Origin of the sequence: Desulfovermiculus halophilus DSM 18834 (assembly GCF_000620765.1) — a bacterium.
Lineage (GTDB): Bacteria > Desulfobacterota > Desulfovibrionia > Desulfovibrionales > Desulfothermaceae > Desulfovermiculus > Desulfovermiculus halophilus.
Window position 1 is genome coordinate 65,567 of record NZ_JIAK01000013.1, and the last position, 20,571, is coordinate 86,137.

Here is a 20,571-nt window from a genome sequence, read left to right on the forward strand (position 1 = left end):
CTGGCAAACCCTGTTCGAGCCCTTGGAAATGACATCCCCAAAACCCCGTATGACCCCAATGCTGGAGCAGTATCTGGAGATCAAGGAGCACTATCCGGATGCCCTGCTCTTTTTCCGTATGGGAGATTTTTACGAACTCTTCTTTGACGATGCCCAAACCGCGGCCCGGGAGCTGCAGATCGCCCTCACCTCCCGAAATCCCAATGCCGAGCTGAACGTTCCCATGTGCGGGGTTCCCTATCACGCAGTCCAGGAATACCTCCGTCCCCTTCTGGAACGGCGCTACAAGGTGGCCATCTGCGATCAAATGGAGGATCCGGGCCAGGCCAAGGGCCTGGTCAAACGGGCCGTGACCAGGGTGCTGACCCCTGGAACTGTGCTGGACGAAGGATCCCTGCAGGCCAAGATGCACAACTACCTGGCTGCCCTGTACTACGACCAGCAGCGGGGCCGGGGGGGATTGGCCTGGATAGACTTCTCCACCGGGGACTGGACCGGACTGGCTGTCAAGAACGAACAGGATCTGTGGTCCTGGGTCCAGAAGATCGATCCCCCGGAGATCATCTGCCCGGAGGGCCTGCGGGTACCGGAGCGCAGCCAGGAGCTCAAGGAGCGCATCACCTGGCTTCCGGAAAAGGCGTTCTTCCATCCCGGCCGCAGCCGGGAGCTCGTCCTGGAGGTCCAGGAGGTGGCCGGCCTGGAGGCCCTGGACCTGGAAGACAAGCCCGCCCTGGTCCGGGCCTGCGGGGCCCTGGTCGCCTATCTCAAGCAGACCCAGAAACAGGCCCTGGACCACCTGTGCCCGTTTCGCCCGTTGCAGCTGAGCAAACACCTCATTCTGGACGAGGTCACCGAACGGAACCTGGAGCTCTTTCAGCGCCTGGATGGAGGCAAAGGCCAGGGCACGCTGTGGCATGTCCTGGACCAGACCCAGACCCCCATGGGCGGACGCCTGCTCCAGGAGCGGCTCCGCCACCCCTGGCGGGAGCTCAAGCCCATTGAACGTACCCAGGCCGCGGTAAGCTGTTTTGTCCGTTGCTCCGGGCTCAGGTCCAGGATCCGGCCCGAGCTGGACTCGGTCTTTGACCTGGAGCGCCTGAACACCAGGATCCAGCTCAACCGCTGCTCCCCGAAGGACTTTGTCTTTCTGCGCTCCAGCCTGGAACGCCTGCCCCGGCTCAGACTGTGCCTTCAGGAACAGGCCGAGTCAGATTCCCTTCCGGATGAGCTGAACAGGCTTTTGCAGGAATGGGACGACATGCAGGACCTGTGCCGCCTGCTGGAATCCAGTCTCGGAGACAATCCGCCCCAGGTGATCACCGAAGGAGGATTGTTCCGTCCCGGCTACGACCACCGCCTGGACGAGCTCATCGACCTGACCGAACACGGCGAAGCACGGCTCAAGGAGCTTTTGTCCCGGGAACAGGAGGCCAACGGCCTTCCCAAGCTCAAGCTTGGGTTCAACCGGGTCTTCGGCTATTACTTTGAGCTGTCCAAGGCCCACAAGGGACCGGTCCCGGAGCATTTTCACCGCCGCCAGACCCTGGTCAACTCTGAACGCTACGTCACCGACGAGCTCAAGGATCTGGAAGAAAAGCTCTTTTCTGCTGCGGAACAGAAAAAGAACCTGGAGTTCGAGCTTTTTCAGGAACTGCGGGACAAGGTCCTGGGCCACCGGGAGCGGATTGCAGCCATGGCCGGACGGATTGGGATCCTGGATTTCTGGCAGGGGCTGGCCCAGACCGCGGCGGACTGGGAATGGGTATGCCCCAGTGTGCACACCGGACTGGAGGTCGATATCCGCCAGGGGCGCCATCCGGCCGTGGAAGCGGCCCAGGGCCGGACCAATTACATCCCCAACGATATTTTGCTCCAAGAGCAGGGGACCCTGCTGCTCATCACCGGACCGAACATGGCCGGAAAATCAACGGTGCTGCGCCAGACCGCCCTTATATCCATCCTGGCCCAGATCGGGTCCTTCGTCCCGGCTGCGTCCTGTTCGCTGGGGCTGGCCGACCGGATCTTCACCCGGGTGGGCGCCTCGGACAATCTGGCCCAGGGGCAGTCCACGTTTATGGTCGAGATGACCGAGACCGCCCGCATTCTCCGCCAGGCAGGCAAGCGCAGCCTGGTCATCCTGGATGAAATCGGCCGGGGAACCAGCACCTACGATGGGCTGTCCCTGGCCTGGGCGGTGGTCGAGAACCTGGCCGGCAAATACGAACACGGGATCCGCACCCTGTTCGCCACCCATTACCACGAGCTCACTGATCTGGAGGAGCGCATCCCGGCCATCCGCAACTACAATATCGCGGTCAAAGAATGGAAGGGAGAGATCATCTTCCTTCGCCGCCTGGTTCCCGGTCCGGCGGATCGAAGCTACGGGATCGAGGTAGCCAAGCTGGCCGGCGTGCCCCAGCCGGTGATCACCAGGGCCAAGGAGCTTTTACAGCGCCTGGAACAGGCCAGCCGGGAGGTGAACACCCACGGCGAGGGCCGCAGAAAGGCCCGTCAGTCCATGCTTCCCGGGCTTTTCCAGCCCCGGGAGGCACAGTCCGCGGATCCTGAACCGGCCCAGCACCCCCTGGTTTCCCGGCTGCAGGAGCTTGACATTGACCACCTCTCCCCTGTCCAGGCCTTGAACATCCTGCATGAATGGAAAACAGAGTGGGGAACCGATGCGTGAGAATAAGATGCGTGCCCTGGTCATCGGATTGGTGGTCCTGAGTCTGCTCTGGCTGGGAGTGGGCTGCGGGAAAAAGGGCTGGCCCGAGCCGGACATTGACGAAGACCGCTTTGTATGGTCGGAAATAAGCTCCAAGGTCACCGGCAATTGCATGGATATCACTGCCCTGCTCAGCGGCAATGTCCAGAACCTGGCTCGAGTGACTCTGGAGGTGGAGATGCGTTCCGAGCCCTGCCCAGGCTGTCCTTTTTCCCCGACCACCACGGTCCGCATGGAACCCGGATCAGAGAACTGGAAACGCCGGGGGGCCCTGGTTCACGTCATGTGGTGCGGCTTGGAGCCGGACAAGGCAGTCCGCTGGCGTTTGATCGGACACCCCCTGCATGCCAGCATGGACGATGTCCGTTCCCGGGTCTACAGCCTGGACAGGGAGGAAACAGGCGGGGGTGAGGCTGAAGGCCAAATGAACGGCGGGATCCAGCCGTTACAGGACCCGGCACATGAAGAGACCGGCGATGAAGGCGGATAGGCGGATTGCCTTTGTATAAAAACTGTTATTCGTTAATGGTTGGGGATAATCCAAATCGAAATCGGGATCGCTATCGAAATCGAAAGAATATGTCATTCGGTGCAGAAGGAACCCTCAGCTTATGGATATCGATCCCGATCCCGATTTCGATCCTGAAAAAGGAAAATCCCAAAAAAATTTTCATGCTTCGTTGTGCCCGCCAGGGCATGAGGGTTCATTGGCAAGGCAGGCGGGGCTAGCCCGCACCTGTCAGGGCCCAGATCGCAGCCCCCAGGATGCCCCCTGCGATCCATTCCCCGGGCTTGACCGGCTGGGACTTGTTCCAGGCCCGTTCATCCTCCAATCCGCGTACGGCCAGAGCCAGGGCCTGGTCCCAGGTGGTGCGGGACAGGGCGCGCATGACCGTGACCACAAAAAAATAGAGCCGGCGGCGGAAGGATAGATCCTGTCCCCGCAGGGCCAGGGTCTGCCGGACGGTGTGCAGGGTGCGCATACTGCTCGGGATGAAGTGCAGCATCAAGGCCAGGGACATGGCTCCCTGCCAGCTCTTGTCCTTAAAGACCGGCTTGAGCAGCGCGGAGACCGTCCGTCCCACCTGGATCCTGGAGGTCAAGGTCGCCAGACACAGCCCGACCAGGACCACGGCGGTCATCCGCCCCCCCAGAACAAGGCTCTGGGCCAGCCAGGCGGGATTGCCGGCCACAAGCTCCAAGCCGGCCTTTACCCCGGTCCATATCCCGACCAGCAGGGCGCCCCCCCGCAACTGACCCCGGTTGAGCAGTCCCTTTCCGGCCGCCAGCCAGGTCAGGAGACAACTTGCTCCAACCAAAAGACCCACTCCCTGCGGTTCGGCCCGCCAGGCACAGATCCCGGCCACAATGCCCACCCCGATCTTCACCCGGGCATCGCTCTCCTGCAGCCTGCGCACCAGGTGGTCTGTGTGCCTGGTCCAGGCTACTCCCATCCGGCCAGCCTCCTTTCCAGGAGCCAGGAACACGGCGGCCGGACACTGTATCCGGCCAGATCGTCCATGATCCCGGCCAGCGACCCGCTGTAGGCCAACCGGCCCCGGCTCAGGACCAGGCAGCCGGTGGCTACCCCGATCAAGGGTTCCACGTCGTGGGCAGCCACCACCTGGGTCATCCCCTGCTCGGCGTTGGCCTGCAACAGCCTGCGCAGCTCCAGGATGGCTGGATAATCAAGCCCGCTGAACGGTTCGTCATAGAGCAGGACCCGGGGATGACGCAAAAGCATGCCGGCCAGACAGACCTTGCGCTTTTGCCCCCCGGAGAGATGATGGACCGGGGTGTCCCATTTGTCCGCCAGGTCCAGCCGTTGGGCCAGGTCCACGGCTGTGCGGAGCTGCTGCTCGTCTGATCCGGCGCTGAGTTCCAGGTCCTCCCGAACCGTGGCCCCCAGGATCTGCAGGTCTGCATCCTGCAGGAGGAGACCGACCTCCCGGCGCAGGGACCTGGCCCGCGCGGGGCTGTGCACCTCTCCAACCCGGATTGTGCCACTGCTCGGGGTCAGCAGACCGGTCAGGAGCATGAGCAGGGTGGACTTTCCGCTGCCGTTGGCCCCCAGAACGGCAATGCATGCCCCGCGGGGTATCCGGGCGGTGATATCCGCCAGCACCTGGAAGCCGCTGTATGCAAAATGCAGGTGGGATATCTCGATCATGGCTCAGGAACCAGCCTGTACCTCTGCAGGTAGCGGACCGCGCTGACGCATATGGCCACCTGCAGGCCGTCGGAGAAGAGAAAGGGCAGCATGCCCAGTCCCGCCGCCTTGGTCCAACCGATATCCAGGGCCTGCCGGAGCCAGAAGAGCCCCAGGGCATAGATCGCGGCATAGGCCAAAACCGCGGTGCAGACTCCGCTCAGCCAGGGGAGCGGCCCCCCTCCTTTCGTCCGTCTGCCCCCCCAGCCGGTGATCAGCACGGCCGGGACAAAGCCTAGGATATACCCCCCGGTGGGGCCCAGAAGATGCCCCAGCCCCCCGTGCCCTCCATAAAAGACCGGAAGCCCGACCCCTCCGGCCAGGATATACAGGCCCACGGCCGAGATCCCGCCCTTGGGGCCAAGGACGAATCCGGCCATAAGCACGAAAAGAACCTGCAGACTGACCGGGACCGGCCCCAAGGGAAAATGCAGATAGCTGCCCACAGCCATCAGGGCGGCAAACAGGGATATCCAGACCAGGACATGGGTCCGGATCAGGCTCGATTCCCAGGCCCCTTCAGTACCTTCACCATCCGACCATGTATTCATTTCACCCCCTGGTTGGGATAATCCAAATCGAAATCGGGATCGCTATCGAAATCGAAAGAATATGTCATTCCGTGCAGCAGGAACCCTCAGCTTATGGATATCGATATCGATCCCGATAGCGATTACGAAACCGAAGAAAGAAAAGGCTTTTCGACACAGAAAGCAGTGAACTGCACGTGAGTAGCCGGGAGGGGGCAGGGATCCCCCTTTGGCGGGACTTAGAAAATACCGGGCCGAAAGTGGGCACACAGAAGAGATGGCAAACTCCAAAAATCCACAGGCTACGTCGAAGAACCAAAAAGAAAATCCCAACAACAGGTCCCTCCGGCCCACTTCATAGGCCACTGGGGACCACTCGTCAACCAAATTCAAGCCAGTGGTTGACAAGTCTTTCAGTCCCTGCTCCGGGCCCCCTTCTTCCGGCCGGGCCTTCAGCCGGGACTGAGTTTGAGAACTTAGGCATACATTCAACGACCTTGGGTTGCATCCATGCCATGTGTTTGCTAAAGTCTCTGTGAAGGTCCATTCATCTGGTGCGCTTTGTGCAATTTTTGTGTCTCTCACCTTGCACAAAGCAGACTTCAACGAAAGGAGGCAGACTGTATGACCCGACACCTTTCCTGCATTGCGTGCTGTTTTCTGCTCCTGGCTTTTTTTGTCTTCGCTTCCCCTCTGCAGGCAGAAGACCAGGACCCAATCAACATTAATGCCGCATCCGTGGAGGTCCTGACCGAGCTGGACGGAGTGGGCCAAACCCTGGCTGAACGGATTGTGGCCTACCGGGAAGAGAATCCCTTTGACTCCCCTCAAGAAATCACGGAGGTCAAGGGGATCGGGCAGAAAACCTATGCAGACATCCAAGCCGAGATCACAGTAGAATAAAGAGGCCCTTGGACCGAAAAGAGGCATTCCATCCAGAATAGACGGCAAACGCCAAAATGCCACAGACTGGGTCCAAGAACCAACAAGGATCAGGGCAGGGATTTTCACCTCCCTGCCCTTGTGCTTGTGCACCACGGCCCAAAACAGGTACCGTTCTTGAACATTGCATCTGGGCTCTTCGACACAGAAAGTGGAATTGCCTACATGAGAGTTTGCCGTCTCTTCTGTGTGTCTTGAGCGGCACACAGAAGAGACGGCAAACCCCAAAATCCACAGGCTACGTCGAAGAACCTTGTATCTGGATGAGTGGCGGCCAAGAGCCGTTGCAGTCCGCCTTGACCCACGAACCTACAATAGCGCCTTTAGCGCTGAAAACGGACCCATTTTTCCACCACCTGCATCTCACTGAGATACCGGGCTATGGCCCGGGATCCGGTGACTACCACTTCCCTGCCCCGCCCTTCTCTGGCCACCAGGAGCGGAACCCCGCGGTACCCGCGGGCGGCAAAGAATTTCTTGGCCCGGCCCACAGACTCCCGAATCCGGCTGGGTATCGCCGCAGCCGCAAGTTCCCGGTCCTGCTTGAGCTCAAGGACAGCAGAAACCGGATCCTTCCCCTCGGCCGCCTGCATCCGGACCCAGGCCAGCTTGGCCATGGCCTGGGGTGAGTCATCCAGGCTGCACAAGTGGATATTCACTGCATGCGGGGCACTCATGGCTATATTGGCCAGGACTACCTGACAATGGCCGCAGTTCAGACTAAAAAAAAGGTAATAGTTCCGCTCTGACTGACTGGACTCAGCCGGCTGGCTGACGAACGCGGTCTGCTCCAGGTCTGGTACAGTTGGGGTGAGGACCAGGATCGAGTTGGCCGCAAACCCGCCCACCCAGACCACAAGGCCGATGAGCACCATCAAGCCGGCCTGACGGACCCAGGCCAGGCTCAGCAGATTTGCGAACAGGGCGGCGCCTACCCCGACGCACAGCATGCACTGCATGCCGAGCCCCATGAACTGGTACCCCAGCAAGGCACCGTCAAAGGCCAGAGCGGCCATGAGGGCCAAGCCGGCTGTGTGCCACAGAACCGGCTTGTTCAGGCGGGTGGCCAGAAAGAACACCAGCCACAGGACCCAGAAAAAAGCCGTCCCAAAGAGCAGCAGGGATGTCTCCCCAATGCGCACATAGTCGCCTACCGCCTGACAGGATTGGGTCTGGCACAGTCCTCCGGCCTGGGCCAAATGCAGGAAGACATCAAGGCTCAAAGCCAGGGCCGATGCCAGGCCGATTAAATGCAGAACACAATGCCGAAAGCGCATATCTCGTCTCGTCTGATTGGTTTGGCCTCAAGGAGAACCGGAGCGCGGCATGCCCTCTATTCATAGCCAGGCGAAAACTGTGCACCAGATCCGGCCCCACGCTTGTACACAATTCCATACCGGGTGTCCAAGATCCAAGCGTGTGCCCTCAAGCACGGCCTATGACCTAGCCCCAAAGATCCGTATGGACAGCTCCTCCAGGGTCATGTTCAGCTCCCCGGACTCCATGGCCTCTCTGCGCTGGGCACAGAACTTTTCCAGCCCGTCCGATCCGGAGAAAGTGAGGTCTCCAGTCTCCCGAAACCTCCGGAAAATGCGCAGGAATTCCTCAACCTTCATCCTCTGCGGGCAGCCGATCAGCACCAGTCTCTCCTCATTGTTCCCTGCCACCACGGCTACCAACCCCAGGCTTTCCAGGGCCGTGAGCACTCGGTTCACCGGCTTGACCGGCATGTTCAAGGCCTTGGCCAGCTCCCGCGGGGAACAGCTCTCATCCTGGGACTGCAGGCGGCTGATCAGATACACCACCACAGCCAGTCCGAGCCGCTCCTTATCATCCAGATTGAACTCCCCGAGCTGGTTCTCGTCCTTGGACGCCCCGGAATTGGAGAGGCAGAAGCTGATTTCCGCGCCCAAGAGGACGATCACCCAGCTGATATACAGCCAGAACAGAAAAAGCGGCAGCTGGGCGAAGCTGCCGTATATGGCATTATATTTACTCACCCCTATCTGATAGTGAATAAATGTCTGCTGACTGGCCTGCCACAGGCTGCCGGCGCATATGGCCCCGACCAGGGTGCTGCCCAATCCGATCCGGGTATTGGTGATAAAGAAATACATGAAAAATAAGGCCAGACTGACCAGGAGGAAGGGCATGATCTTCAATATCAGGATATACACCGTACTGAACAGGGTGTAGGAGAGAATATACTGCACGAGACTGGAGCTTTGCATGGATGCGGTGAAGCTGGTGGCCACGATGATCAGCAGAGGGCAGACCAGGGTGACCGACAGATAGTCGGAGAACTTTCTGGTCAGGCTGCGCTGGCTCTGGACCCCCCAGATCGTGTTGAAGCTCTTTTCAATGGTCCCGATCAGGGTAAAGACGGTAAACAGAAGCAGTCCCACGCCCATACTGCCGAGTGTGGCCACATTAGTCCGGTTGATGTAGTCGATTATGTGGCTCACCACCTGCTCCCGGCCGGCGCTCAGCCGCAGAAGGATCTCCTGCATGTACTCCGTATTCTGAAACCCCAGGCCTTTGGTGATGGAGAAGGCAACGGCCAGAAAAGGAACTATGGACAGGGCGGTGGTATAGGTCAGGGCCGAGGCCCGCAGCAGAAGCTGATCCCGCTGAAAGGAGCGGTACAGGAAGTACCCCCACTGCCCAAAGGCCTGGAGCTTTTCCTGCACCGGAAGAGGAACTGCCGGATGAGAAAAAGGGAGCTTCATGGGACCTCCGCAGAGATATGGCTCTTTGACCTTATCGGAGTGTATGCGCAGCCGTGTATTCGCAAGATTCCATACCCGGCCTCCCAGAGCCAGAAATATGTGCCTGCCGGCTAGGCATCATGCCCGAATTTGAGAAAAAATCCAATATCCTTTCCCCAAGACCAGTGAGAGGATGCCGCACCCGGAAAATTGTGGCTCTTCGATACTGGAAGTTAAGTTGCATGCATAAGAGTTTGCTGTCTCTTCTGTGTACCCATCTTCGGCCCGGGATTATTTCAACCCCAAAAAGTCAAAAATTTTAATCCTTTCTTGTGAATCTGAAAAAATATATTTTTTATTTTGCTGATTTCACAAAAATTAATTGACATATTTCCTGAATTGCCATTACTCTGCAATTAAAAAAGGCTCTTCGACACAGAAAGTGGAACTGCATACATAAGAGTTTGCCGTCTCTTCTGTGTGCCGTGAGCGGCAGGCCCGCACATTAAAAAACACTCGACGAGAAGGGGCGCATGTCCAGAGTAAAAATCGACAACCTGAACCTGGCGATCATCAAAGAGCTTCGGCAGGGCCGCAAGTCGTTCAAGCGGATTGCCGACCGGCTGGAGGTCACCGAAAACACCGTCCGGTCCCGGGTCAACAAGATGATGGATACCGGCCTGCTGGACATCAACGGGCAGGTGGACATCGAGCAGATCCCCCACCATCAGCTGGTCATCATCGGGGTCAAGCTCAAGACCACGGACATGTTCAAAAAAGGCGAAGAGTTCAGCCGGGTCAAGGGGGTCGTCTCGGTCAGCGTGGTCACCGGTCGATATGATCTGATCCTTCTGGTCATCTTTAATGAGGAGTATGGGCTGCAGGAGTTCTACGCCCAAGAGGTGTCCAGGATTGAAGACGTCCAGTCCTTGGAGACCTTTGTGGTTTACAAGGGCTACAATCTCAAGGTCCCGTATATAGTTTAAACTGCAGGCAACAGAGGACAGGGCGGGCGTACACGACCGGCCCAAACAGGCTTGGAACCGGGTGGCTTCCCCCTGATCCGTCTCTGTCTTAAACCTCAGCGAGGTCCACGATGTCTAAACACAGCAAGCAAACTCCCCTGCATGCCTGGCATGTCCAGCAGGGTGCGAACATGGCCCCATTCGGCGGATACGACATGCCGGTCTGGTACTCCTCGGCCAAAAACGAGCACCTTGCGGTCTTGAACCGGGCCGGGCTCTTTGACACCAGCCACATGGCCACAGTGATGGTCAACGGCCCCAGGGCCAGGGATCTGCTCCAGCAGACATTTTCCCGGGATCTGGAGGCCTGTCTGGGCAAAAAACGCACCCCGCTGCAGCCCGGGCGCATGGTCTACGGCGTCTTCCTCACCCCGAAGGGACACGTCATCGACGACGCCATCATCACCCACCTGGAGGACGACCTGTACATGGTTGTGGTCAATGCCGGCATGGGACCGGGCATAGCCGATCATCTCCAAAACCACCTGGCGGACAGCCAGACCCGGGTCTTGGATCTGACCGACCAGGTGGGCAAGATCGACCTCCAAGGCCCGCGAGCCGGAGTAATCCTCTTCGGCCTGCTCCAGGACCCGGACCGGGTTTTTGCCCGTATGCCCTACTTCTCCTGCCATGGACATCTCCAGCCCGAAAAATCCGAGGTCCGTCTCCGGGACGGCACCCCCCTACTCCTGTCCAGATCCGGATATACCGGAGAGTTCGGCTTTGAGATCTTTGTCCGTCCCCAGGATCTCTTGTCGGCCTGGACCTCGATCCTGGAAGCTGGAGCCGAGCACGGACTTCTTCCCTGCGGCTTGGCCGCCAGGGACTCCCTGCGGGCCGGAGCCGTTTTGCCCCTCTCCCATCAGGATATCGGGGACTGGCCCTTTGTAAACACCCCCTGGGATTTCGCCCTGCCCTGGACCGAGGATAAGCAGGGGTTCAGCAAGGACTTCGTCGGCGCCCAGGCCCTGCGTGACCTGACCGATCCTCCGCTGACCGCGGCCTTTGTGGGCAAGGACCTGCGCAAGGTCAACGCCGGCCCGGATTCTAAGGTTTTAAATGCCCAGGGCGACCCCATCGGCACGGTCCTGTCCTGCGTCACGGATGTGGGCGTCGGATGGCACCAGGGACGGATCTACAGCGTCAGCAGCCCGGATGCACCGGAGGATTTCAAGCCCAAGGGCCTCAGCTGCGGATTTGTCCGGGTCACGGCCCCTCTTCATCCCGGAGACGCCGTCAAAATACAGGACAAGCGCAGGACCCTGGAGGTTACAGTGGCCGAAGATATCCGGCCGGACCGCACCGCGCGCAAGCCATTGACCCAAATGCTCAACACCGAACACAAATAAAGGAGGGTGACCCCATGAAGGAACTGAACGAAATTATACTCCCGGACGAGTTGGCCTACAGCAAGGAACACGAATGGGCCAAAAAGGAAAACGGCGTCATCCGGGTGGGCATTACCGATTTCGCCCAGGACCAGCTCGGGGATATCGTCTTCGCCGAGCTGCCGGAAGAAGGAGCGGAGTTCAGCTCCGGCGATGAGTTCGGGACCCTGGAGTCGGTCAAGGCCGTGTCCGAGGTCTATATGCCCATTGGCGGGACCATCAAGGCAGTGAACAGCGACTTGGAGGAAAAGCCGGAGCTGGTCAACCAGGACCCCTACGGTCAGGGATGGCTGCTGGAAGTGACTCCCAGTGATCCCAGCGAGTTGGACTCGCTCATGGACAAGAACGGGTATTTTGAAATGCTCAAAGGAGATGCATGATGCGTTACCTGCCCCACACCGACAGCGAAGTGCAGGACATGCTCTCGGCGGTCGGTGCAGGCAGTCTCGAGGATCTCTTTTCCCCGATCAGCAAGGACTGCCGGCGCACATCCGCCTTGAACCTGCCCGATCCCATGACCGAGTGGGAGCTGGACAGCCATATGCAGGCCCTGGCCGAAAACATGGGGCCCAGCCAGAAGGCTCTGTCTTTTCTGGGGGCCGGAAGCTACGACCACCATATCCCGGCCAGCCTGAAGCACCTGGTCTCCCGCTCCGAGTTCTATACCGCGTACACTCCCTACCAGCCGGAGGTCAGTCAAGGCACGCTGCAGGCCATATTCGAGTACCAGACCCTGGCCAGCCGCCTCCTGGGCCTGGAAGTCTCCAACGCCTCCATGTATGACGGGGCCTCTGCCCTGGCCGAGGCCCTGCTCATGAGCCTGCGCATTGCCAAGAAGAAATCCGCCGTGGCCCTGTCCACAGCCATCCATCCCCATTACCGGCAGGTGGTCAGGACCTACCTTCAGCCCATGGGCTTCGAGATTGTGGAGATTCCCTGGGGCCCGGACGGGCGCACCGATCTGTCCGGCCTGGATCGAGAAGACCTGGCCGCGGTGGCTGTCCAGTCCCCCAACATCTTCGGCTGCGTTGAAGATCTGGCCGGCGCCTCTCAAAAAGTTCACGATTTGCAGGCCCTGTTCATCACCGCCTTTACCGAGCCCCTGGCCTACGGCCTTCTCCCCTCGCCCGGGAGTCAGGGCGCGGACATCGCCTGCGGAGAAGGGCAGAGCCTGGGAATCGCTCAATCCTTCGGCGGTCCGGGGCTGGGCATGTTCTGCACCTTGAAGAAGTACATGCGCAATCTGCCCGGGCGTGTGGTGGGCCAGACCCAGGACGACCAGGGCAACAGGGGATTCGTCTTGACCCTGGCCACCAGGGAACAGCACATCCGCCGGGAAAAGGCCACCTCCAACATCTGCTCCAACCAGGGCCTGTGCGCGACCATGGCCGCCATGTATCTGGCTTCTGTCGGCGGCAGCGGACTGCGGGAGCTGGCCCGATTGAACCGGGACAAGGCTGAATACGCCAAACAGGCCCTGGCATCCGCCGGCTGCTCCCTGCCTTTTGCCGCTCCCACCTTCAATGAGTTCGTGGTCCGGCTGCCCCGGGATGCGGAAGAGGTCTTCGCCAGGTGCGCGGAGCAGGGCGTTGTCCCCGGTCTGCCCCTTGGCCGATTTTACCCCGGGCTTGAAGATCATCTCCTCATCTGCGCCACCGAGACCAAAAGCAAACAGGACCTGGACACCCTGGTCAAGGAGGTCGCGTCATGACCGAATATACCGTACCCGGCACCTCGGGACTGACCATGAACGAACCCCTGCTCTGGGAACGGGGCCGGGAGGGAAGATGCGGCTTTTCCCTTCCCCGGCGCGACGTCCCGGAGACCGAGCTCCCTGCCGAGCTTGAGACCCCCGGCCCTGATCTGCCGGACTTGAGCGAGCTGGATGTGGTCCGCCACTACACCAGGCTCTCGCACTGGAACTTCGGGGTGGACACCGGCTCCTACCCCCTGGGGTCCTGCACCATGAAGTACAATCCCAAGACAAATGAGGTGCAGGCCTCCAGGCCCGGCTTCGCCCAGGCCCATCCCCTGCTTCCGGCCTCCATGTCCCAGGGGATTCTCCAGCTGATGCACGATCTGCAGACCCACTTGGCCGAGATCACCGGCCTGCCCCACGTGACCCTGCAGCCTGCGGCCGGGGCCCACGGGGAATACACCGGCATGCGCATCTTCTACGCCTATCACCAGGCCCAGGGCAGGCAGCGGCGCAAGGTGCTCATCCCGGATACAGCCCATGGAACCAATCCGGCCAGCGCGTCCATGTGCGGCTACCAGACCATTCCGGTCAAATCCTCGGAAAAGGGGGTTCTTTCCGTCCAGGCGGTCAAAGAGCTGATGGACGAGGATACGGCCGGAATCATGGTCACCAACCCGAATACCCTGGGCCTGTTTGAGCAGAACATCCGGGAGATAGCTGAGATTGTGCACGACAAGGGCGGATTGATCTATTGCGACGGAGCCAACTTCAATGCCCTGATGGGCATTGTGGACATGGCTCAGATCGGGGTGGACGTTTTGCACCTCAACCTGCACAAGACCTTCGCCGCACCCCACGGAGGCGGCGGCCCGGGATCCGGACCGGTCTGCGTCACCTCCGAGCTGGAGCCCTATCTTCCAGTCCCCAGAATCATCGCCGACAACGGAAAGTACGCTCTGTCCGACGACTTCCCGGACAGTATCGGCCGCCTGCACACCTTCTACGGTAACGTCGGGGTGATGATCAAAGCCGCCAGCTATATCCTGAGCCTGGGACCGGATCTGAAAAAGGTCAGCCAGCTGGCTGTGCTCAATGCCAACTACATCAAGGAGCAGCTCAAGGACTCCTTCTATCTCCCGTACGACCGGCAGTGCATGCATGAATGCGTGTTCTCCGACGCCTGGCAGGAAAAGACCAAGGTCAGCACCCTGGACATCGCCAAGCGGCTTCTGGACTTCGGCTTCCACCCCCCGACCATTTACTTCCCCCTGGTGGTTTCCGGGGCCATGATGGTCGAACCTACGGAGACCGAAAGCAAGGAGGACCTGGACCGCTTTGTCCAGGCCATGCAGATCATCGCCCGGGAAGCCCGGGAAAATCCGGACATCCTGCACCAGGCCCCGACCAAGACCAAGGTGGGGCGGATGAACGAAACCATGGCCGCCAGAAATCCCTGTCTGACCGGGTAGGCTGCACATGATCGCCACCCGGCCCCAGGGGCAGGCTCCGGCGGCCGGCATACTAATGGGTGCGAAATGTTCTTTACATTGCGCTCCCATTAGTAGTTCCGCCTATGGCGGGACTCGCACATGAAGCGAGCGGGAATTTATTTCCCGCGCAGCTTCAGTGCAGCGCGCAATAAGTAAACAACTTTTTGCTCTCATTAATAAGCGCAGAGCAGATGGATATGCCGCAATGAAGGAAGACCAGAAGTCCGCCAGACTGCCCTGTATCACGTACAATCTGGGCCGTCGGGCCTATCCCGGCGTACTGGACCTGCAGCACGAGCTGGTCAGGGCCAAGCATGAGCATGAGCTTTGTGCAGATGTCCTGTTGCTTGTGGAGCACGAACCAGTATTCACCCTCGGCCGCCAGGGACGGCGGGACAGCCTCCTGGTTGCCGAGGATTTCCTGCTCCAGCAGGGCATCCAGGTCCAGCACATCGAACGCGGCGGGGACATCACCTATCACGGGCCGGGCCAGCTGGTGGCCTATCTGATCCTGGATCTGCGCCGGGCCGGCCTGAGGGTGACCTCCTTTGTGGCCGGGATGGAAGAGGTGATGTGCAAAACCGCCCGGGACGCAGGGGTCCAGGCCGCAGCCGACACTCAGAACCGGGGGGTTTGGGTCGACGGGCGCAAGCTGGGCAGTCTGGGCGTCGCCATCAGGCACGGGATTACCTTCCACGGCCTGGCCTTGAATGTCAGCACGGATCTGACCCCCTTCTCCTACATCAACCCCTGCGGCTTAAGCGGGGTTCAGATGACCTCCCTGGAGGCGGAGACCGGAACAGATCAGGACTTTTCCCGGATCACGACCTGCCTTGGCAGACATATGCAGGAGGTGTTCTCCCTGGACTGCACCTTGGAATCCCGGGCATAAGCCCTGGTCAACAACGCTGAGCCCGGCTTTGACGAACCTATGGACTTTGGGTTAAGCACAGATGGTGCCTTCGCACGGGCCGGATGCCGCAATTTTTTTTGGCGCTTCCACACAGAAAGTGGGCACACAGAAGAGATGGCAAACTCCAAAGATCCACAGGCTAGGTCGAAGAACCATATTTTTTGTCCGAGTGCAGGAGTGGAAGCAAACCCCTTTGCCAAAGTTCAGGGGCCTTCCCTAGACCCCATAGGAAGGAGTGATACATGAGCACGCGATATATCTTGACCGCCTTTGGCCGGGACAGGGTCGGCATAGTGGCCGACGTGACCCAGGTGATGTACGAGTTGGACTGCAACCTGGAAGACTCGGAGATGACCCGCCTCGCGGATGAGTTTGCGGTCATCTTTCTTTTTTCCGCCCCCACCCCGGAGATTGAAGACAAGCTCACCTCGGCCTGCCGTCGGCTGGAGCTGGACAAGGGCATAGCCGCCTTTTTCCGTCCCCTGGGCAGCCCCGAACCTCAGAAAGGCACCGGCATTTTGACCACCCTGCATGTGGAAGGGGTGGATCAATGCGGGATTATTTATCATATCAGCCGGCATCTGGCTGAGAACAAGGTAAACATCATCCGGGTCCATTCCAGACAGAGCTCCTCCCCGCAAAGCGGAACAGCCATGTATACTGTGGACCTGGAGGTTGAGCTGCCGTCGCACATGAGTATGCAGGAGCTGAACAAAGGTCTTCAGCATGTGGCTGATGCTCTTCATCTGGATATCCAAACCGTATAAAGGAGTACGTTCATGAAGATTGGCTGCCCCTCAGAAATCAAGAACAATGAGTTTCGGGTAGGTCTGACTCCGGCTGCGGCCCGGGCCTATATTGAAAACGGCCACCAGGTCGTGGTCCAGAAGGGCGCCGGGCTGGGCTCAGGCATCGCCGACGAGGAGTATCAAAACGTCGGGGCCAAGCTGGAAGAATCCGCCCAGACCATTTGGGATCAGGCCGAGATGATCGTCAAGGTCAAGGAGCCTCTGCCCGATGAATACGACCTGATGCGCCCGGAGCAGATCATCTACACCTACTTTCATCTGGCTGCGGAAGAAAAGCTGACCAAGGCCTGCCTGGATAAGAAAATTATCGCCGTGGCCTATGAGACGGTCCAGGAAGACAGCGGCGCCCTGCCCCTGCTCAAGCCCATGAGCGAAGTGGCCGGCCGCATGGCCCCGCTGATGGCCGCCTTCTACATGGGCAAGCCCTTCGGCGGGCGCGGACTTCTGCCCACCGGAGTCCCCGGGGTCCTGCCGGCCAATGTGGTCATCCTCGGCGGCGGGGTGGTCGGCAGCAACGCAGCCAAGACCGCGTCCGGCTTCGGGTGCAATGTAACCATCCTGGATATCAACGTGAATACCCTGGAGCATCTGGAGAACATCCTTCCGGTCAATGTCTTCACCCAGTACAGCAACAGCCAGAATCTTGAAGACGCTTTGGCCCGGGCCGACATTGTGGTCGGAGCAGTCCTGGTTCCAGGGGCCAAGGCGCCCAAGCTCATCACCCGCGATCATTTGAAAATCATGAAGACCGGTTCCGTGCTTGTGGATGTGGCCATCGACCAGGGCGGGTGCACAGAGATGTCCAAGCCCACCACCCATGATCAGCCCACCTATGTCGTGGACGGCGTGCTCCACTACTGCGTGGCCAACATGCCCGGGGCCTATGCCCGAACCTCCACCTTTGCCCTGAACAACATGACCATCCCCTATGGGCTGCAGCTGGCCAATAAGGGCGTGGAGCAGGCCTGCAAGGACAACCACGTCCTGTGCCGGGGCCTCAACGCCTACAAGGGCACCCTGACCTGCGCCCCGGTGGGCGAGGCCTTCGGGATGCAGGATGTGTGCAGACTCCCGGAAGATGTGCTCTAGGTAGACTCATTCACCCCAAACATCCCAAGCGCCCGGGGCTGGGCTGCCCCAGTCCCGGCGCCTTGGAACCCAGGAGTTCTGGCCATGCACGATCAGCCGATCTGGGCCGAAATAGACCTGGAAGCCATCGCCCGCAACTGCCGGTATGTGCAGAGTCTCATTCCCAGTTCCTCCCGGTTCATGGCCGTGGTCAAGGGCAACGCTTACGGACACGGCAGCGTGCCGGTAGCTCAGACCGCTTTGGCCAACGGAGCCGACTGCCTGGGAGTCGCCCGACTGGAAGAAGCCCTGCGCCTCCGTCGGGCCGGAATCCAGGCCCCTGTTCTCATCTTCGGTCTTACCCCGGTCTCCTCCCTGACCACCTTGCTGGACTACGACCTGATCCCGACCATGGCCTCAGCAGAGATGGCCGAAGCCTTTTCCGATCAGGCCGACCGGCTGGGCGTTCAGCTCCCGGTGCATCTCAAGATCGATACCGGCATGGGCCGGCTGGGCATCGGGGCCGTCCCCCTTCCGGGAGAGGCCTCCGCATACCATCCCCCTGCTCTGGCTCAGGTCCAGGAGGTCTGTCGCCTGCCCGGATTACGGTTCGAGGGCGTGTACACCCATATGGCCCAGGCCGATGCCGACGATCTGACCCACGCCAAGGGCCAGATCCAGTGCTTCACCTCCCTGCTTCAGGACCTGGCCGCCGAAGGCCTGGAGTTTCCGGTCCGGCACATGGCCAACAGTGCCGGGGTTCTTCAGCTCCCCAGCTCCCATCTGGATCTGGTCCGGCCCGGCCTCATGCTGTACGGGCTCTCTCCCCGCCCTCATGACCCGGCGGTCACCGACCCCTTGCATCCGGCCATGGCCCTTAAGGCCAGGATAGCTCAGGTCAAAAAGGTTGCGCCGGGGTTTAAAATCAGTTATGGATCAACATTTACAACAGACAGAGAATCTATAATTGCCACTATTCCAGTAGGTTATGCTGACGGTTATTTCCGCATGCTCTCCAATGCAGGACACATGCTGGTCCACGGTAAACGGACCCGGATCGCCGGCCGGGTATGCATGGATCAGGCCATGCTGGATGTCAGCCATATCCCCGATGTTCAGGCCGGTGATGAAGTGGTCATCTTCGGTTCTCAAGGAACAGGCGTCCTCTCGGTGGATGAAATAGCCGAACAGTGCGCAACCATCAACTATGAGATCGTAGCCAAGCTCATGGATCGTGTTCCCAGAATCTATACCTCAAAGCGCTGGTGACGGCCGCACATATCATATTTGAACCTCTAACCGAGGAGGTGTTCGATGGACGCATTTCTCAGTGTACTCAACGCCATAAGCGGATTCGTCTGGGGTCCGTACATGCTGGTTCTGCTCGTGGGAACCGGCATCTACCTGACCCTGGGCATGCGTTTACGGAGCATTACCAAGATTGGGTACGGATTCAAGCTGTTGTTCCAAGGCCGGGACAAGGCCAAACAGGAAGGCGAGGGCGAGATCACACCCTTCCAGGCCCTGACCACCGCCCTGTCCGCAACCATCGGCACCGGGAACATCGCCGGCGTGGCCACCGCCATCTACCTGGGCGGTCCCGGAGCAGTGTTCTGGATGTGGGTCACTGCGCTCTTCGGCATGGCCACCAAGTACGGAGAGGCGGTCCTGGCAGTCCGGTATCGGGAAACCATGCCCGATGGCTCCTTTGTCGGCGGGCCCATGTACTACATCAAGAACGGATTGGGCAAGAACTGGCAGTGGCTGGGCTTTCTCTTTGCCCTGTTCGCAGCCATCGCCTGCTTCGGCATCGGGAATACGGTCCAGTCCAACTCCGTGGCCCTAGCCGTGAACCAAGCCTTCAACCTCCCGCACTGGATCACCGGTCTGGTCCTGGCCGGCCTGACCTTTGCGGTGATCATCGGCGGGATTAAGCGGATCGCCAATGTGACCGAAAAGATCGTGCCCTTCATGGCTGTGGTCTATGTCGTTGGGGCCTTGGTGGTGATCTTTGCCAATATTTCCGAACTCGGCAATGCCTTGTCCTTGATCTTCACCGACGCCTTTTCCGGCACCGCCGCCACCGGCGGATTTACCGGAGCCGGGATCGCCGCGGCCATGCGCTTTGGTGTGGCCCGGGGCGTATTTTCCAATGAGGCCGGCCTGGGATCCGCTCCCATCGCCCACGCGGCCGCCCGGACCTCCAGCCCGGTCAAACAGGGCATTGTGGCTGGACTCAGCCCGTTCATCGATACCATCGTGGTCTGCACCATGACCGCCTTGGTCATCATCATGACCGGCGCCTGGACCAGCGGAGAGACCAGCTCCGCCCTGACCGCCATGGCCTTTAACAAGGGCCTCCCCGGACCTGGGGACTTTGTGGTCGGATTCGGCCTGATCTTCTTTGCCTTCTCCACCATGCTGGCCTGGAGCTACTACGGCCAGGTCGCGGTGGAGTACATCTTCGGCTTGAAGGCAGTGACCCCCTTCCGCTATCTGTATGTCATCCTGATCTTCATCGGCGCGGTCATCAATCTGGATATCGTCTGGACCTTCTCCGACGTGATGAACGGTCTGATGATCGTTCCCAACCTGATCGCCCTGCTCGTCTTGAGCCCGGTCATCTTCAGGATAACCAAAGAGTACTACACGGGTCTGACTCGACTTTCAGGAATGAATTAGCGCGTACCACCTTACACCCTGAAATAGATTACAAAATTACTGTTGCGCCTGTAGAACCCACGCGTCTTGGATTACATAGCCCATGCCCTTTAGGATCTCGGTCTGAAACTCATTCGGGGTCTCCAAACCGAGCTCCGGTGCTTTGGCTCCTTGGTGCCAGGTGAGCACACAGTCGAAGTCGTGCATCTCTTCCATAATCACCTTGGAGGTGTACTTGTTATCGAATTTGAGCTCCAACAGGCGTAAAGCGGTTAAGGCGATCATGCAGGTCAAGAGGTGACAACGGATTTTGCCGTCAGTCCAGTGAAATATGGGATTGACCCGGACCTGAAAAGGATCCTTGCTGACTCTGAACTGGTTTTCAATCTTATACCGGTCCAATG

At 59.6% G+C, this 20,571-nt stretch carries 18 protein-coding genes and 1 pseudogene; 13 read left to right on the forward strand and 6 right to left on the reverse strand.

Going from position 1 to position 20,571, the window contains the following annotated elements; all coding sequences use genetic code 11:
* Window positions 1-28 precede the first annotated feature (28 nt).
* Entirely contained in the window at window positions 29-2,686 is a 2,658-nt protein-coding gene (mutS, locus tag N902_RS0107885) for a DNA mismatch repair protein MutS (RefSeq protein WP_027370495.1), read from the forward strand.
* The gene (locus N902_RS18705; protein ID WP_051564434.1) at window positions 2,679-3,215 is read left to right on the forward strand and encodes a hypothetical protein; all 537 of its coding nucleotides are present in this window, start codon (window positions 2,679-2,681) and stop codon (window positions 3,213-3,215) included. The genes mutS and N902_RS18705 overlap by 8 nt, the downstream gene beginning before the upstream one ends.
* Window positions 3,216-3,450: 235 nt before the next feature.
* Here the strand turns inward: N902_RS18705 and N902_RS0107900 are convergent, their stop codons facing one another.
* The 3 genes from N902_RS0107900 to N902_RS0107910 are packed head-to-tail and all read right to left on the reverse strand — an operon-like array spanning window position 3,451 to window position 5,485.
* Window positions 3,451-4,179 (reverse strand): energy-coupling factor transporter transmembrane component T, encoded by a 729-nt coding sequence (locus N902_RS0107900; protein WP_027370496.1) that lies wholly within the window; start codon window positions 4,177-4,179, stop codon window positions 3,451-3,453.
* Complete coding sequence (locus N902_RS0107905; RefSeq protein WP_027370497.1) at window positions 4,170-4,895, reverse strand: energy-coupling factor ABC transporter ATP-binding protein; 726 nt, start codon at window positions 4,893-4,895, stop codon at window positions 4,170-4,172. Before N902_RS0107905 ends, N902_RS0107900 begins: the two co-directional genes overlap by 10 nt.
* Complete coding sequence (locus N902_RS0107910; RefSeq protein WP_051564435.1) at window positions 4,892-5,485, reverse strand: biotin transporter BioY; 594 nt, start codon at window positions 5,483-5,485, stop codon at window positions 4,892-4,894. The genes N902_RS0107905 and N902_RS0107910 overlap by 4 nt, the downstream gene beginning before the upstream one ends.
* 603 nt (window positions 5,486-6,088) lie before the next feature.
* On the opposite strand from N902_RS0107910, the gene N902_RS0107915 reads away from it, so the two are divergent.
* Entirely contained in the window at window positions 6,089-6,367 is a 279-nt protein-coding gene (locus tag N902_RS0107915) for a ComEA family DNA-binding protein (RefSeq protein WP_027370499.1), read from the forward strand.
* Window positions 6,368-6,729: 362 nt separating this feature from the next.
* Here N902_RS0107915 and N902_RS0107920 read toward each other — a convergent pair whose 3' ends face one another.
* Both N902_RS0107920 and N902_RS17015 read right to left on the reverse strand, forming a co-directional pair.
* Window positions 6,730-7,683: a hypothetical protein gene (locus tag N902_RS0107920; protein WP_027370500.1), complete on the reverse strand. Its 954-nt coding sequence runs from the start codon at window positions 7,681-7,683 to the stop codon at window positions 6,730-6,732.
* Window positions 7,684-7,842: 159 nt separating this feature from the next.
* Window positions 7,843-9,135 carry a YhjD/YihY/BrkB family envelope integrity protein gene (locus N902_RS17015; RefSeq protein WP_051564436.1) on the reverse strand — a complete coding sequence of 431 codons (1,293 nt, stop codon included), beginning with the start codon at window positions 9,133-9,135 and terminating at the stop codon, window positions 7,843-7,845.
* Window positions 9,136-9,647: 512 nt separating this feature from the next.
* Here N902_RS17015 and N902_RS0107930 point away from each other — a divergent pair.
* The 10 genes from N902_RS0107930 (at window position 9,648) to N902_RS0107975 (ending at window position 20,188) form a co-directional block, all read left to right on the forward strand.
* Window positions 9,648-10,100 (forward strand): Lrp/AsnC family transcriptional regulator, encoded by a 453-nt coding sequence (locus N902_RS0107930; protein WP_027370501.1) that lies wholly within the window; start codon window positions 9,648-9,650, stop codon window positions 10,098-10,100.
* A gap of 110 nt (window positions 10,101-10,210) precedes the next feature.
* Window positions 10,211-11,488 (forward strand): aminomethyl transferase family protein, encoded by a 1,278-nt coding sequence (locus tag N902_RS0107935; RefSeq protein ID WP_027370502.1) that lies wholly within the window; start codon window positions 10,211-10,213, stop codon window positions 11,486-11,488.
* 14 nt (window positions 11,489-11,502) lie between these two features.
* A complete protein-coding gene (gene gcvH, locus N902_RS0107940; protein WP_027370503.1) occupies window positions 11,503-11,907 on the forward strand; it encodes a glycine cleavage system protein GcvH in 405 nt (134 codons plus the stop codon).
* A complete protein-coding gene (gene gcvPA, locus N902_RS0107945; protein ID WP_027370504.1) occupies window positions 11,907-13,238 on the forward strand; it encodes an aminomethyl-transferring glycine dehydrogenase subunit GcvPA in 1,332 nt (443 codons plus the stop codon). Before gcvH ends, gcvPA begins: the two co-directional genes overlap by 1 nt.
* Window positions 13,235-14,695, forward strand: a complete 1,461-nt coding sequence (gene gcvPB / locus N902_RS0107950) for an aminomethyl-transferring glycine dehydrogenase subunit GcvPB (protein WP_027370505.1) — start codon at window positions 13,235-13,237, stop codon at window positions 14,693-14,695. The genes gcvPA and gcvPB overlap by 4 nt, the downstream gene beginning before the upstream one ends.
* 226 nt (window positions 14,696-14,921) lie before the next feature.
* Entirely contained in the window at window positions 14,922-15,608 is a 687-nt protein-coding gene (gene lipB / locus N902_RS17020; protein ID WP_084288041.1) for a lipoyl(octanoyl) transferase LipB, read from the forward strand.
* A 263-nt stretch (window positions 15,609-15,871) separates the two neighbouring features.
* On the forward strand, window positions 15,872-16,396 hold the full coding sequence (locus N902_RS18710; RefSeq protein ID WP_027370506.1) for a glycine cleavage system transcriptional repressor: 525 nt from the start codon (window positions 15,872-15,874) through the stop codon (window positions 16,394-16,396).
* 12 nt (window positions 16,397-16,408) lie between these two features.
* Window positions 16,409-17,527 (forward strand): alanine dehydrogenase, encoded by a 1,119-nt coding sequence (gene ald, locus N902_RS0107965; protein ID WP_027370507.1) that lies wholly within the window; start codon window positions 16,409-16,411, stop codon window positions 17,525-17,527.
* A gap of 84 nt (window positions 17,528-17,611) precedes the next feature.
* Window positions 17,612-18,775 (forward strand): alanine racemase, encoded by a 1,164-nt coding sequence (gene alr / locus N902_RS0107970; protein WP_027370508.1) that lies wholly within the window; start codon window positions 17,612-17,614, stop codon window positions 18,773-18,775.
* 45 nt (window positions 18,776-18,820) lie between these two features.
* Window positions 18,821-20,188, forward strand: coding sequence for an alanine/glycine:cation symporter family protein (locus N902_RS0107975; RefSeq protein WP_027370509.1), 1,368 nt, complete (start codon window positions 18,821-18,823; stop codon window positions 20,186-20,188).
* Window positions 20,189-20,224: 36 nt separating this feature from the next.
* Here the strand turns inward: N902_RS0107975 and N902_RS19915 are convergent.
* Window positions 20,225-20,571, reverse strand: a pseudogene (locus tag N902_RS19915) (IS1634 family transposase); the annotation flags it as partial.

Bases quoted from the DNA above. Each gene is read 5' to 3' on its own strand.
- mutS (WP_027370495.1), top strand. From the start codon at position 29: ATGACATCCCCAAAACCCCGTATGACCCCAATGCTGGAGCAGTATCTG.
- N902_RS18705 (WP_051564434.1), top strand. From the start codon at position 2,679: ATGCGTGAGAATAAGATGCGTGCCCTGGTCATCGGATTGGTGGTCCTG.
- N902_RS0107900 (WP_027370496.1), bottom strand. From the start codon at position 4,179: ATGGGAGTAGCCTGGACCAGGCACACAGACCACCTGGTGCGCAGGCTG.
- N902_RS0107905 (WP_027370497.1), bottom strand. From the start codon at position 4,895: ATGATCGAGATATCCCACCTGCATTTTGCATACAGCGGCTTCCAGGTG.
- N902_RS0107910 (WP_051564435.1), bottom strand. From the start codon at position 5,485: ATGAATACATGGTCGGATGGTGAAGGTACTGAAGGGGCCTGGGAATCG.
- N902_RS0107915 (WP_027370499.1), top strand. From the start codon at position 6,089: ATGACCCGACACCTTTCCTGCATTGCGTGCTGTTTTCTGCTCCTGGCT.
- N902_RS0107920 (WP_027370500.1), bottom strand. From the start codon at position 7,683: ATGCGCTTTCGGCATTGTGTTCTGCATTTAATCGGCCTGGCATCGGCC.
- N902_RS17015 (WP_051564436.1), bottom strand. From the start codon at position 9,135: ATGAAGCTCCCTTTTTCTCATCCGGCAGTTCCTCTTCCGGTGCAGGAA.
- N902_RS0107930 (WP_027370501.1), top strand. From the start codon at position 9,648: ATGTCCAGAGTAAAAATCGACAACCTGAACCTGGCGATCATCAAAGAG.
- N902_RS0107935 (WP_027370502.1), top strand. From the start codon at position 10,211: ATGTCTAAACACAGCAAGCAAACTCCCCTGCATGCCTGGCATGTCCAG.
- gcvH (WP_027370503.1), top strand. From the start codon at position 11,503: ATGAAGGAACTGAACGAAATTATACTCCCGGACGAGTTGGCCTACAGC.
- gcvPA (WP_027370504.1), top strand. From the start codon at position 11,907: ATGCGTTACCTGCCCCACACCGACAGCGAAGTGCAGGACATGCTCTCG.
- gcvPB (WP_027370505.1), top strand. From the start codon at position 13,235: ATGACCGAATATACCGTACCCGGCACCTCGGGACTGACCATGAACGAA.
- lipB (WP_084288041.1), top strand. From the start codon at position 14,922: ATGAAGGAAGACCAGAAGTCCGCCAGACTGCCCTGTATCACGTACAAT.
- N902_RS18710 (WP_027370506.1), top strand. From the start codon at position 15,872: ATGAGCACGCGATATATCTTGACCGCCTTTGGCCGGGACAGGGTCGGC.
- ald (WP_027370507.1), top strand. From the start codon at position 16,409: ATGAAGATTGGCTGCCCCTCAGAAATCAAGAACAATGAGTTTCGGGTA.
- alr (WP_027370508.1), top strand. From the start codon at position 17,612: ATGCACGATCAGCCGATCTGGGCCGAAATAGACCTGGAAGCCATCGCC.
- N902_RS0107975 (WP_027370509.1), top strand. From the start codon at position 18,821: ATGGACGCATTTCTCAGTGTACTCAACGCCATAAGCGGATTCGTCTGG.